Source organism: Nostoc sp. 'Peltigera membranacea cyanobiont' 213 (assembly GCF_002245975.1).
Taxonomy (GTDB): Bacteria; Cyanobacteriota; Cyanobacteriia; order Cyanobacteriales; family Nostocaceae; genus Nostoc.
Map to the genome: position 1 here is coordinate 1 of NZ_NOLI01000096.1, position 13,684 is coordinate 13,684.

The window sequence follows — 13,684 nt, forward strand, 5'->3', positions numbered from 1 at the left end:
ACGAGTTTGCCTGTGTTTTTACTCATTTTTCATATCGATTTGTTGTTTGAGAATAAGTACAATCAGCAACAGTAATCACAAAATCAATAAATGCGAACCCCGAAATAGCAATTGCGTACTCCGAAATAGCAATTGCATACCCCGAAATAGCAATTGCATACCCCGAAATAGCAATTGCATACCCCGAAATAGCAATTGCGTACTCCGAAATAGCAATTGCGTACTCCGAAATAGCAAATGCGTACTCCGAAATAGCAATTGCATACCCCGAAATAGCAAATGCGTACTCCGAAATAGCAATTGCGATCGCCAAATCTATAAATGCGTTGGCGTAGCCCACCGTAGGCATCGCATCCATCCTCTTTTTACCTGAAACTGGTAGTGGGCGATGCCTGGGTTGGGCTACACGCAATACGCTTCGGTTAAGGGAAGAGACGCGATAAATCGCCGTCAAGACAAAGGACTGATTATTGTAAAGACGGCGATTTATCGCGTCTTTGCGATCTATAACTTTTATCAAAAAACCTTATCCGAACCGTATTGAGAGCAAAGGTTACTTAAAAAAATTTGCCAGCTACCTCCTGAAGAAGTTTCGCTAGTTGAAGATTTTATTGATTCTTTGGATCGGCAAAATACAGATCATAGCCTTACCTTTGCAGCAGCAAAACTCTCTGAATCAGTTCTGCTTAAAATCTGGGATAATCCTGATGATGCAGAATATGACACACTATGAATTTGATGATGTTAGCTATTTTGGGTTAATGCGATCGCTACCTTCCAATCAAAGCCTCCACATATCACTCAAACTCTGTTTCGCAGAAAGCTTTTAACAAATCAATACAATTTGCGATCGCTCCTAAATGAGCAATTTCATAGCCGTGAGTATTTTGGGTAGGAAATGCTAAACACGCAGCACGCCCAACATGACCAAATTTCATCGCAATGGAAGCATCACTACCAAACTGGCTCAGTATCGTTAACTGTACTGGCATATTTAGTTGTTTAGCTGATTGGCGCAGTTGTCCATTTAACCCCTCATCATATATCCCATAAGCATCTTGAGATAAAAGTACAGGACTTTCCCCATCTTTAAAAGGATATTCCTCGGATAATGGACAAACTTCTAAAGCAATTAACGCATCCAAGCGTTGATTTTGAGTAAAAAATAGTGCCCCAATTGCTCCTACTTCTTCTTTGGCTGAAGCTACTAAATAAACATCAACAACTGGCTGTTTCAGGTTTTCAGCCAAAGCTAGCAAAATGGCAACAGAGGCTTTGTTATCCAAGGTGTAACTGGCAATATGATTCTTTAACCGAATTGGATGCTTGCGATGCTTGCCGATTACCATTCTAGTTCCAGGTCGGATGCCAGCTGCTTCTAATTCAGCAGATGTCAGCTTCGTTTCAATCCAGGCATTTTCCCACTTCACAGTAGTATCTTCCTGCTGCACTTTTTGAGGAGATTCATGGGAAACGTGGCGGGAACCAAAGCTGAGAATACCGCTAATGGTTTCATTGTCTCCCAATAAATCCACAACGCCTTCGCCGTAAACCCACGGAAAAGAGCCGCCGAGTTTACGAACTTCCACACGACCTGCATCGCCGAGACTCTTGACAATTGCACCAATTTCGTCTTTGTGTGCCGTGATTGCGATCGCTCCGTCTGGATTTTTCCCTGGAATCTTGGCAATAATATTATCGGCGCGATCGCACCACACTTGTACACCCAGCGCCGTAAATCGTTGCATCAACAACTGGTTAATCTCAGTTTCTACACCACTCGGAGAATGGTGCATAACTAATTCTTCAATAATTTCAAATAAGCGATCGTAATCCCACATCAATACAGTTAGTTTAGTTTTGAACTGTTGTATGAGACAATTGTGCATCAACAACCCTACCTACTGACACAAGTACCGATCTTTTTTGTTGACGCTTCAGAACTCCGACTGCACCAAAAGCACCGAGCGCTAAAATCCCCAAGTTTATCGAAGGTTCAGGAACAGATTTAGCCTCAATTGCCGCCAGTGCAGTGTCTGCTATTAACTTATGAGCATTAGTTGTTGGATGCACGGAGTCATAAAACAAATAATCGTTTGGTTGAGAGCATACACTGATGATTGTCTGAAAATTCCCGACTACGCAAGGATTAGTCACATTTTGAAATCCAAATTCCCCTGGATTTGATTGTATTTGATTAAATAGGGAAGACACATTCACAGAAATCAGATTGAGGTCAGGATTATTGCTAAATTTGTCCAGTTCCTCTGCTAATTCCTTGTTATGCTCATTTGTTAAGGCAGTCAAGTTGTTTGATTGACCTGTAGCGAGTGCCAGGGGAATTTTGCCCAAATCAGGCAAGTTAAATACTAAAATATTTTTTGCGCCAGATGAGGCAAGTAACCCTACTGCATCTGATAAATTCTGAACTGTTTGGGTCGTATTAGTAGCTTGACCAAACACATAATCATTTGCACCTCCCCATACAGCATAGAGGGCATTTGGATCGAGCTTCTGATTAGCTTGTAGAATGGGTTGCGTCAACAAGCCGACTTGCTCTAGTACTCCCGGTAATGGTGCATTAGGAACAACAGCATTACCTTGACCAGAACTAGCACCGCCCACAGCAAAGTTAATTCCTTGGTTGGGAATAGCAGGATTTAAAGTAATGTATGGAGAGGGTGTTAATCCCAACTGATCTCCAAGGTAGTCTACCCAAACCTGCTGATTAGAAAAACGTCCTTGAAAGTATGGTGGATCTTGGGGAATGGCTGTTGTCGGAGCGACTAAACCACCAGTAGCAGCGAAGACATTGCCAGTATCAGAAAGGCTGTCGCCAAATACGTAAAATTTGCTAAAACTCGCCGCACTTGCCTTGAGCGGTAACATGAAAGATAAGAGAACAAATCCTGCGGCTATAGCTTGTTTTTTCATATTTGTTTTACCTGTGGTATTTTTTAGTTTGTTTCAAAGTAATGAAAAGGCGGTAGTCTGACAACTTCTCAATAGACTTACTTCAAAACTCAGTAAGTCTATCGAGTTAATTTACGTTGTTTTGCTTAACTATGCCTCAAAAATTCATCAAACACAGGTAAAAACGCTGAAAATACTTAGATTTACATTTTCTTGATAAAAAATAAGTTTATTACAAAGAAATTGCAAATTTTCCATGCTAAAGTCTCGGCATTTACCACTTTCTGCTATTGATGAACTAACCGCAACAGAATGGCGTAACCCTTTGTAGATATCGCTTTAATTTCGTTTTAATTTCAAAGCCTCAGTAGCTGACACACCCTCACCTTGACTGCCGAAATACCACAAAGTCATAGCAGCCTCAGCACGAGTTACTGGTTTTTTGGGTTGAAACAGAGTCGTATAGCCAAACACCCGCCGAATATTTGATTGTTCGCCATTTTGGTAATCAGCCAACACCGATCTTAAAGCCTTGGGATCAATTCGGGCTGCATCTTGAAAACCCCAGGTTTGTTTAACTGTATCTAAGTTAGCAGAGGGTAAAGCTTGGCGAGTATCTAGGGGTAATTTCCACAACAGCAATTGTTCCCGCGTTAGGGGTGCATCAGGACGAAACAGAACTACTGTAGAATCTCCAGACAAAGGACTGGGAATTAACCCAGCTTCGGCTAATCCCTGAATCGCTGGAAAATCAGGGTCTTTTGCGGTAACATCACTAAAAACGGATTGAGTGCTTTCTGATGCCAAGCGAATTTGTTTAGCTGGATTGCTGGTATACAGAGCATTGTTAGCAGCAATTAGCCAACGGGCATATTCCCGATGTGTAACGATTTTACTGGGTTCAAACTGGTTATTTGTGGTAGTAGAATTACTCTTATTACCATTCGGCTCTGTAGACAAAACACCTAATTTGCCTAAGTCTTGGATATGTTGCCGCCATTCTTGCGGTACCTTATTCAGATCGTTAAATTCCTGAGATTCGGCTGTGGTTGTAGGAGTTGTTGGGTTATTAGCCGTATTTGGTGGCTGTGCTGCCAAGTTTGCAGGTGGTACTGGGCCAATAAACTGTGAATTTCCTGGTTGAGGAACGGCGTTAGTAGTTTCGTTAGAATTTGTAGTTGGGGTAGGTTGGGCCGTAGCAATACTATTCGGTACGTACTCAATCACTAATTCAGTGGCGGTTTGGGGTTGATTGGGTGTGGCGTTAGTAACTGATTTAGGCTGAATAGAAACCTTCAACAGCAAATCGTTGCGACGTGCTTCAAAAGCTCCTCCCGCATCATCTGTTGGCTGTTGTAAAATCTGCCAGTTATTTGTTTGAAACTGGCTGCGATAAAAGCTAGCAATAAAGTTGCTGGGATCGGAAGTCAACCAGCGAGTTGAGACTTTGTTTTCTGAGCCGCTAGCAGGTGTAACTTCCTGTAGTTTGGCATTGGAATATAGTGGGATATCTTTAGGAAAATCAGATGGTAACTTAACTGTTGATGCGTTTGACTGTGCTTGTGGTTGGTTACGCTGAGATTCTCCAAAAACAACTGGATTGCTTTGTAGCTTAGGATCTGCCGCCAAAGATTCCTCAAGATTTTTGGCGACTGGACTATTAGCACAGGCTGTTAAAGAAGTCAGTAGAACAGCCCAAATTAGAAATACAGCTGGACGTTTACAGGGAAGCACAGGAAATCACAAATTGAGTTTCAATTCCTACCCTAGCGCAGACTGTTCATTAATTGGGCATTGGGAATTTTCTCTCCCGACTCTTTTCTGCTCCTTTGCCTCTCAATATCATCCAAGGACACTACCGACTCAGCACTTCATTCTTAGCAAATATCTCTGTTGGTGAAGATGATATCTCTAAAAATGAGTAAACGGTAGCAAAAGCTACCGTATTGTCTTTGTTTTACAGCCATTAGGTTTTGATAATCCCCATGCTTATTTATAGAATTCCCTAAAATTCTGGCAAACTAACATTTTTGGAAAAAAAATAGAAATAAATCTGAAATACTTGCTAGACAAGAGTTTTATCAAACAGAATTCAGGATTCAGGAGCCAGAATGGGCTAAAGTACTAAATTGAGAATCCATTTTTTAGATAGTTCTGGAAATATTCAATTGGCAGAGGGGAGAACTGAGTGAGAACTCGCCAAAGAACAGTTTAGCGACCAAAAGCTTTAATCTACTTCTAGATGCACTAGCTTAATGCGATCGCCAAGCAACTGAAGTGATAGACTAGGACTAAAGCCCCCCTTAGCATCACCCAAGGAGGGGAACAAATAGAGTTCGCTAAATATTGGCTTACAATCGATTCTGGAAATTATTCATCTGACGATGGTAAGCTGAATAAGGCAATAGCTGGAAAGTGCCAGTGTTAAGCAATTCCAGGAACTTGGCGTAAGTTCGTTATTCTTGGCGACTGGGGTTATAGGCAAAGCAGTCAAGTGTCGCAGCAGTTTCCCTAATATCTACAAAATAGATTTCCTGGGGAAAGTGTTACTTATGCTGTCAGTCAAGAGCTTCCTGGAAGTCTCGAAAGCAGTGATTACTAACTCTAAAAGTGCGATCGTCTCTATGTTATCCCAAGCTTTCTCTTAGGCAATTTCTCCCTGTTCTTCTGGGATAGGGTAGCGGTTCTTAAAATAAAAGCTAGCTACAGAGTATGTTTCGCAAGTTATAGAGGCAGTGCAAAGGTCAGCTATAGCTGTTTTCTCAATCTTACTAATGATTGGGTAAAGGCAAAAAAACACTTCATCTGATGCACTGGCGGTTGAGAAAACCCTCTACAAATTTGGCCTGAACAGTCAACAGCTTCCTGATAGATTAGATACAATTAGCATCTGCGTTTAGTTGGGCGATGGCTTGTTCAAAGCGAGTATTCAAATTGACATGCCGATCCACTAGCTGATTTGACATAGTGTTAAACCTTTCACGTGCTGGCTCTAGCGAAAAATTTTTATCTAGGGCAAATTAAGACTTATATTCAAGGGACTTGGGTGTTTCTTGGAGACGAAGTTACCCAAAAAAGCACAAAAGGCTGAAAAGATATGTCTTATGTCAAAACGCACAACTGATAAGAGGATTAAAAATCTAAAATAGATATTAAATTGAAGAGAAAACAACGACCATTGACAACCGTCAGTCCATTTTACTTTCTGTAAAGCGTCACCGGGTTGTTACCAGTGCTGAAACACGATTACATGCAAGTTTCCCAGGATCGGCCTATTTATTCTGAGGCTCCACTCCAGCTGCTACTATTTGTCGATGGTCGCCCAAAGTCCCGACAACAGGTGCAGCGAATACGCGCTTACTTAAAAGAATTGCAGGCTGAGTATAGTTTTGAACTTCAAATTATTGATGTTGAACAACAACCCTACTTAGCAGAACATTTTAAGTTGGTAGCAACGCCAGCTTTAATCAAAATCCATCCTGAACCACGACAGGTTTTAGCTGGGAGTAATATCATAGCGCAATTGAAAATCTGGTGGCCTCGCTGGCAAGTCGCTGTAGACGCTTATTTAAAATTACAGGAAGACTTGCAAGAACGTATGGACGAAAATGGTCGGGCGACTTTACCCAAATCCACTATCCATTCAGTTGCTGTTTCTGCTGAACTAATCCGACTTTCAGACGAAATTTTTCGCTTGAAACAGGAAAAAGATAATCTCCAAGAGCAGCTACAGTTTAAAGATCGGGTGATTGCTATGCTGGCGCACGATCTTCGCAATCCCCTAACTGCGGCCGCGATCGCAATGGAAACCCTCCAATCTAATTATAATCTAGAGACAGGGCAATTCCACCGCCTCAAACCAACTATGACGGCGCATTTATTAAAACAAGCCCGCAATCAAACTAAGATCATTGACCGAATGATTGCCGACCTTTTGCAGGTAGGTCGTGGTAAAGACACAGAATTTCCAATTATACCACAAAAGGTACAACTAGGTAAAGTATGCTTGGATGTAATCGAAGAATTGTGCGATCGCTACACCGCCAAAGCCCAAGAGATAGAAACAGATATTCCTAATGACCTACCTTATGTATATGCCGACCCAGAACGCATTCGCCAAGTGGTAGTAAATCTGTTGGATAATGCCATCAAATACACTCCAGAAGGTGGCAAGATTAGCGTAGCCGGATTGCACCGCACTACTCAAAAAGTTCAGTTTAGTATTGGCGATACTGGGCCTGGGATTCCTGTAGAGAATCGCGATCGCATTTTTGAAAACCACTTCCGCCTGCAACGGGATGAAGGTAAAGAAGGTTACGGCATTGGTCTTTGTTTATGCCAACGTATTATCTTGGCACATTATGGCCAAATTTGGGTGGACTCTGCCCCCAATAACGGAGCCTGGTTCCACTTCACCCTGCCAGTTTATCCTTCTTAAGGATTGGTCGTTCACAAATGACAAATGACAAATGACTATTAATCACTTGAAACAATGCGATCGCGCCCTCCCGCCTTTGCTTGGTAGAGTGCTTTGTCTGCTTGCACAATCAAATCTGAAGGTGAAGATTCCCAAGTAGGGACAATAGTCGCCACGCCCATACTGAGAGTGACATACTGACTCACCGCAGATCCATCATGAACAATTTGCAAATCTTTGATTCCCGCCTGTATCACTTCGGCCACGTGAACTGCACCAAATGCATGGGTGTATGGCATAATCACAGCAAATTCCTCGCCACCATAACGTGCTACTAAATCTTGATGTTTTTGCGCCTTCATGTTTAAGACAGCACCCACCTTTTGTAAACAGATATCCCCAGCAGGATGGCCATACTTATCGTTATAAAATTTAAAATAGTCGATATCACACAAAATCATTGACAAAGGAGATCCCTCTTGTGCGAGATTAATCCACTGAGTATTGAGATAATCGTCAAAACGGCGACGATTAGCCAACTCAGTTAAGCCATCTACATTGGCCAGGTGCTGCAAAGCTTGGTTTGCCGCCCCTAATTGCTTGTATACTTGCGCTTGCTGTAGCAGTCGCCGCAACCTCTGACGCAATACAGGCCAGTGAATTGGCTTAGTAACATAATCAGTTGCTCCTGCATCAAAAGCACGGTTTACGGAGTCCTCATCATCCAAGCATGTGATCATCAATATGGGAGTACGCTCCCATATCTTGGAGATGACAGTATTATTAAGGGTAGAGTCAGTATCAAAGGTTGCAAGGGCTGAGATTAAATTATTCCTGGCAATTTGGAGCAAGTGCTTACAGCAGGTAAACCCATCCATGACAGGCATTATGGCATCTAGCAAAACTATATCAGGTCTGATAGTCTCGTAAGCATCTAAACATTGCTTACCGTCATTGACCTCAACCACTCGATAACCTTCTTGTTCCATAGCTTTACGCAACAATACTCGGATGGTCTTGTCATCATCAGCCACTAAGATCAGTGGTGGTTGCTTAGAAACAGAAAATGGGCTTATGCCTGACATGAGTTGCCTTCCAATTGCGGGATTATTCTGAAAAAGGCTGTACAACTCAATCGCATGGGAGCGATCGCTCTTTTCATCAATGCCAGGATTTGCGGCAAAGGTGTGTCTGGCTTCAAAATCAACTGTTGTTTGACAATAGACTGCTCAATGTTCTTGAGCCAAGCAAGCGGTAGATAACTAAGTTGCATAGACAATCTATAATTGGAACACGAAGGCAATTGTTACCTTTTTGTTCGGCTTTGATTATGGGAGAAAATGTTACTTTTATATTTCCCCATTGTTAAAGTTAAATTACAGTTTTTTTGAGAATTGCAAATACACACCTTAATTATGTAGTTCTGTAGTTAGTTTCGAAACCTCATGAGGTAGGGCAAAGCCATTGCCAAAGTGCGCTTAGAGATAGCTAATACTAAATACTAATCTCACTTGACTCAAATTTCTTTAGTTTATTAGGTAATGTCTATGAAAGTTTAGTATAATTACATAAACTTGACATTTAGCTTGGTGTAAAGCTTATCTTGGAATTTATTCTTTCTGGTTTAATAAATTTAGTAAGAACGATTATTTCATTCAACTAAATATATATTATATATGAGTTCAATTATTAAAACAATAGGGTTTTAATAATTGAAAACAGCAATTTATTAGCTAAGATTAGATAAACATAACTAAATACAGATTAATAATCTTAAACAACTAAATACTATAATTAGTTTATAGATACTATATAACAATCGCCATTTTTTTGGCCGCACCAACAACCAGAAGTTCTTACAAAACAATCAATATCTATTTACATTTACCAAATTCTTAAAAATGCCAGATCCATTAATGTATCACCAAGATAATTTTGTTGTTCTAGAAACAAATCAACAAGAACAGTTTTTAACACAGCCTGAGTTATTAGAGAAACTTAAAACAACTCTCCAAAAGCTCACAAGTCAAGACTTACCACCTGATGTGCAAAAATTTGACACATTTGAAGCTCAAGCACAGTATTTACTAGACACAAGTTGCGAATTAGATATTGGGACTGGGCAATATTTGCAATGGTATGCAGTTCGCTTAGAAAAGTAACTTTTTGGTCAATGTTTGATGCTGTTGATAAAATCAAAAAAGCTTGTGTTTAGGTAAGCTACTTCCGCGATGAAATGATTGATAGATTTTTAAGCAGCTTTATATCCAGATTCTTTAGATCCTACCCGATTTCCAACTGTTAAACACTTTACTTCCTGGCTTAGTCTTTGCCCAAGAATCGCATCACTGGGGGTAAACTTAAAAGTTCTCAAACTCGCTTGGTGGTTAACCCTGCTGCAAATGCTTTCTGGATGGCCGCACAAACAGCAGGCAAGAGCAATTCTGCCTTGGGTACTTTTTATCGTCGTTTACGTTCTCGCCTTGGTACACCCAAAGCTATCACTGCTACTGCTCATAAGCTGGCACGAATTTTCTATCGACTTTGGATATCTGGAGGTAACTATCAACATATTGGCATGGATTATTATGAACAACGTTACCAAGAACGAGTTATCAATAACCTTCAAAAAAAAGGCTCTAGCTTGAGGTTTTGAACTCATTCCTCAGCCCCGAGCAAATACTGTTTTTTAGGAGAGGGATAAGATTCACTTAACGTCCTAGCATTTTATCTCGCAGATGCTTAATGCGATCGCGCAATTTACCCGCCTCTTCAAATTCCAGTTTCTTCGCCGCCTCTTTCATCTGCGCTTCTAACAGAGTAATCAATTGGGGAATCTGTTCTAATGGCAATTCATCTAGATGTTCATCTACAACTTTCAAATCAGTTGCATTCAACCGCCGAGATACATCTAAAAAAGCCAAAATCGCGTTACTTGATTTTTTCACTATTGGTTGTGGTGTAATCCCATGCAATCGATTATGTGCTGTTTGAATCCCACGCCGCCTATCTGTTTCATCAATAGCTTTAATCATGCTACCTGTCATATTATCGGCATACAAAATCGCTTGTCCCTGGACGTGACGGGCGGCTCTACCAATAGTTTGAATTAAGGAACGCTCGGTTCTTAAGAAACCTTCTTTATCTGCATCCATAATTGCTACTAAAGAAACTTCGGGTAAATCTAAACCTTCCCGCAGCAAATTAACACCAACCAAAACATCAAATTTTCCCTCACGCAAGTTCTGCAAAATCTCAATGCGCTCAATAGAAGTAATTTCTGAATGTAAATATCGTACCCCGATCCCGTGGTCTTGCAAATATTCGGTTAAATCTTCCGCCATCCGCTTAGTTAATGTGGTAATTAATACTCGTTCGTGGCGATCGGCTCTATCTTTAATTTCTCCTAACAAATCATCAATTTGCCCTTCTGTGGGACGTACAGAAATTTCTGGATCGACCACCCCAGTTGGTCTAATTACTTGCTCAATTACATGGTCTTCAGAAACTTCTAATTCCCAATTTCCGGGAGTGGCGGAAACGAAAACACACTGATTAACCTTTTGCCAAAATTCCTCGGCTTTTAAAGGACGGTTATCAGCAGCGCTAGGAAGCCGAAATCCATGTTCAATTAAAACTTTTTTTCTAGCTTGATCGCCGTTATACATACCACGAATTTGTGGTACGCTAACGTGAGATTCATCAATAACTAATAGCCAATCTTTAGGAAAATAATCAATTAAACATTCTGGTGATTCTCCCGCTTGTCTTCCTGCTAAGTGACGGGAATAGTTTTCAACGCCGTTGCAGTAACCTACCTCGCGGAGCATTTCTAAGTCATAGCGTGTACGCTGATCTATGCGTTGTGCTTCTAATAGTTTCCCAGCTTGTTCTAAGTCTAGCTTTTGCTGTTTTAACTCAGAGGCGATGTCGTGACAAGCTCCTTCTAAGCGTTCTTCTGGTGTGACAAAGTGACGCGCAGGGTAAACATTCACAGCTTCCAAACTCTTAAGAATTTCCCCTGTCACCGGGTCAATGTAGCGAATCGCATCAATTTCATCACCAAAGAATTCGACGCGAATAATTCGGTCTTCATAAGCTGGGCCAATTTCTAAGACATCACCTCGGACGCGAAACTTTCCTCGACCCATTTCGATGTCGTTGCGACTATATTGAACGTTTGCCAAATCTCTTAAAATCTGGCGTTGATTTACTTCCATACCTATCTGAAGGGGAATGGCAGCTTTTAGATATTCTGCTGGCATTCCTAAACCGTAGATGCAACTGATGGAAGCTACGACAATGACATCACGGCGTTCAAAAAGCGATCGCGTCGCTGAATGCCGTAACATATCTATTTCATCATTAATCGCCGCCGTTTTTTCAATATAAGTATCGGTAACGGGAATATACGCTTCTGGCTGATAGTAATCGTAGTAGCTGACGAAATACTCGACTGCGTTGTTGGGAAAGAAATCTCGCAACTCGTTACAAAGCTGTGCAGCCAGGGTTTTGTTGTGCGCGAGAACTAAAGTAGGCTTGCCAATTTTCTCTATAACTGCTGCTACCGAAAATGTCTTACCGGTTCCAGTGGCTCCTAGTAAAGTTTGGTAACGGTTGCCTGATTGGATACTAGCAGTTAATTGTGCGATCGCTTGTGGTTGATCGCCTGTCGGACTAAAGGGAGCTTGAAGACAAAATTCTGTCATACAGTTTTGCTGGAAATACCCTATCTCATGGTGACGATTCCGCCCTGTATCCATTCTAGCGGGACTATTAGACCAACTAAATAGTAATATTTATTTACAAAAGTTATTAATTAAAATTTACTTATGTATCAGTTTTAAAGATTCTTATATCTATATAAGGTTTTTTAAGGTTAAACTCTTAAGGTATATGGGAAAAAATTTCATCTTTCCTTAATTATTGTAAAATTCAATTAACAAACCAGAGGTCTTCGTTTATGACTATTAGCGGCGCTGGCAAAGCAATCAATTCTCGGCAAAAGCCTGCCAAGTCTCCAGGGGATAATACTACAGGTGAAGTTGAAAATCAACAAGACCAGAGCTTGAATGCCGATCGAGTCGAGGAAGAACTGCCAGTGGGGGCTTCTGGGACACTTGCTATTTCTGGAATTCGTCCCATAGGCGCTAGCGACTTAGAAGTTGCTGAACACCTCTCAATTGCTGGGGTGCGTCCCATTAGCACCAGTACCTTGGAAGTAGTTGAAACCTATAACTCAATGGGTATTCGTCCAATTGGTGCTAATACATTTCAAGTCGTTGAAAGTATCAATCTCTCTGGGATTCGTCCAATTGGCTCAAGTTTATTGGTAATTGATGAAAGCTATTCCACCTTCGGTAATCGTCCTATAGCATCAAATGAAGTTGATAATTCTGAAAGCCTGATGGGTTTTCTAGATTAGACAAAAAATATCTCCATAACTTTATTAACCCAGTTTCTCTACGAAACTGGGTTTTTAGTTAAATAGTCAAAAAAAGGGATTACCATATTTACATTTGTTCTATGTCTTTTAGCATAGATAACTTAACTATTCTTACTTTAATTTACATTAAACCAATAGCCAGGATGCTTACTACAACTAACTTTCTTAATTACAAATTACGAATTACGAATTACGAATTACGAATTATTAGAATATGTCTTGTGGTGGAAGGCTTTAGCAAAAACTTTAAGTTAATGTATAAGAGTAAATAAGAAAAAGATTTCAAAGTTACTTTATAGCTTTAAAAGAAATCTTTCATTAAATCCAGGAGTACAAAATGAGTATTGAAGATCGCGCAAAGGCAGCTGCTAAAAATGTTGAAGGTAAAGCCCAAGAAGCGTTAGGCAATATCACTGGAGATCCAGAAGATAAAGCGAAAGGTAAGGCAAAGCAAGCTGAAAGCGAAGTACGTCATGGAATTGAAGACGTAAAAGATAATGTGAAGAAAAATATTGACTAAACAATCTATGACTTTTTTGTAGAAAGTTATGGGATACAAATGGGGTGGATTCCATTTTTGCAAAAGAGTACGGATTGTTTAAGACTCAATGCTAAAACCCTTTTTATCTTCTTAGCAAGCATTAAAAGATAAAGGGCTAGCTTGATTTTGCAGAACTAATGTAGAGACGTAATTGATTACGTCTCTACATGACAGAATTATTTTATAAAATTATTAGTAATAATCTCTATAATTTTCAACTTTATAAATATAAGCAATTATCGCACTTCTCGTTTGTATAAGCTGTTCCACATTTAAATTGCATAATTAGGGCGGGCAATATGCCCACCCCACAAGAGTTATGAAAATTTTAGATATGCAAACTAGATGTGGTTTAGCTTATAATGCA

General features: G+C 40.4%; 12 protein-coding genes. 5 read left to right on the forward strand and 7 right to left on the reverse strand.

Annotated features, from left to right (window positions below; genetic code table 11):
• Positions 1–22: 22 nt before the first annotated feature.
• The 4 genes from CDG77_RS36755 to CDG77_RS22900 all read right to left on the reverse strand — a co-directional run bounded on the left by CDG77_RS36755 (position 23) and on the right by CDG77_RS22900 (position 4,647).
• Complete coding sequence (locus CDG77_RS36755; RefSeq protein ID WP_190234038.1) at positions 23–520, reverse strand: hypothetical protein; 498 nt, start codon at positions 518–520, stop codon at positions 23–25.
• 277 nt (positions 521–797) lie between these two features.
• On the reverse strand, positions 798–1,841 hold the full coding sequence (locus tag CDG77_RS22890; protein ID WP_094331669.1) for a M42 family metallopeptidase: 1,044 nt from the start codon (positions 1,839–1,841) through the stop codon (positions 798–800).
• A gap of 13 nt (positions 1,842–1,854) precedes the next feature.
• On the reverse strand, positions 1,855–2,934 hold the full coding sequence (locus tag CDG77_RS22895) for an SGNH/GDSL hydrolase family protein (RefSeq protein ID WP_094331670.1): 1,080 nt from the start codon (positions 2,932–2,934) through the stop codon (positions 1,855–1,857).
• 318 nt (positions 2,935–3,252) lie between these two features.
• Positions 3,253–4,647 (reverse strand): S-layer homology domain-containing protein, encoded by a 1,395-nt coding sequence (locus CDG77_RS22900; protein ID WP_094331671.1) that lies wholly within the window; start codon positions 4,645–4,647, stop codon positions 3,253–3,255.
• 1,498 nt (positions 4,648–6,145) lie between these two features.
• Between CDG77_RS22900 and CDG77_RS22905 the strand changes: the two genes are divergently transcribed.
• Positions 6,146–7,351 carry a histidine kinase gene (locus CDG77_RS22905; RefSeq protein WP_190234039.1) on the forward strand — a complete coding sequence of 402 codons (1,206 nt, stop codon included), beginning with the start codon at positions 6,146–6,148 and terminating at the stop codon, positions 7,349–7,351.
• A gap of 38 nt (positions 7,352–7,389) precedes the next feature.
• Here the strand turns inward: CDG77_RS22905 and CDG77_RS22910 are convergent, their stop codons facing one another.
• Together CDG77_RS22910 and CDG77_RS22915 are read right to left on the reverse strand one after the other, a co-directional pair.
• Positions 7,390–8,415: a response regulator gene (locus CDG77_RS22910; RefSeq protein ID WP_094331673.1), complete on the reverse strand. Its 1,026-nt coding sequence runs from the start codon at positions 8,413–8,415 to the stop codon at positions 7,390–7,392.
• Positions 8,403–8,603: a hypothetical protein gene (locus tag CDG77_RS22915; protein WP_094331674.1), complete on the reverse strand. Its 201-nt coding sequence runs from the start codon at positions 8,601–8,603 to the stop codon at positions 8,403–8,405. The genes CDG77_RS22910 and CDG77_RS22915 overlap by 13 nt, the downstream gene beginning before the upstream one ends.
• 628 nt (positions 8,604–9,231) lie before the next feature.
• Between CDG77_RS22915 and CDG77_RS22920 the strand changes: the two genes are divergently transcribed.
• Positions 9,232–9,492, forward strand: coding sequence for a chlororespiratory reduction protein 7 (locus CDG77_RS22920; protein ID WP_094331675.1), 261 nt, complete (start codon positions 9,232–9,234; stop codon positions 9,490–9,492).
• A 167-nt stretch (positions 9,493–9,659) separates the two neighbouring features.
• Positions 9,660–9,986, forward strand: a complete 327-nt coding sequence (locus CDG77_RS22925; RefSeq protein WP_190234040.1) for a hypothetical protein — start codon at positions 9,660–9,662, stop codon at positions 9,984–9,986.
• Positions 9,987–10,041: 55 nt separating this feature from the next.
• Here the strand turns inward: CDG77_RS22925 and uvrB are convergent, their stop codons facing one another.
• Entirely contained in the window at positions 10,042–12,039 is a 1,998-nt protein-coding gene (gene uvrB / locus CDG77_RS22930) for an excinuclease ABC subunit UvrB (protein WP_094331676.1), read from the reverse strand.
• A gap of 254 nt (positions 12,040–12,293) precedes the next feature.
• Here uvrB and CDG77_RS22935 point away from each other — a divergent pair, with 254 nt between their 5' ends.
• Both CDG77_RS22935 and CDG77_RS22940 read left to right on the forward strand, forming a co-directional pair.
• Positions 12,294–12,755: a hypothetical protein gene (locus CDG77_RS22935; protein WP_094331677.1), complete on the forward strand. Its 462-nt coding sequence runs from the start codon at positions 12,294–12,296 to the stop codon at positions 12,753–12,755.
• A 358-nt stretch (positions 12,756–13,113) separates the two neighbouring features.
• Positions 13,114–13,296, forward strand: a complete 183-nt coding sequence (locus tag CDG77_RS22940) for a CsbD family protein (protein ID WP_069070399.1) — start codon at positions 13,114–13,116, stop codon at positions 13,294–13,296.
• Positions 13,297–13,684 lie beyond the last annotated feature (388 nt).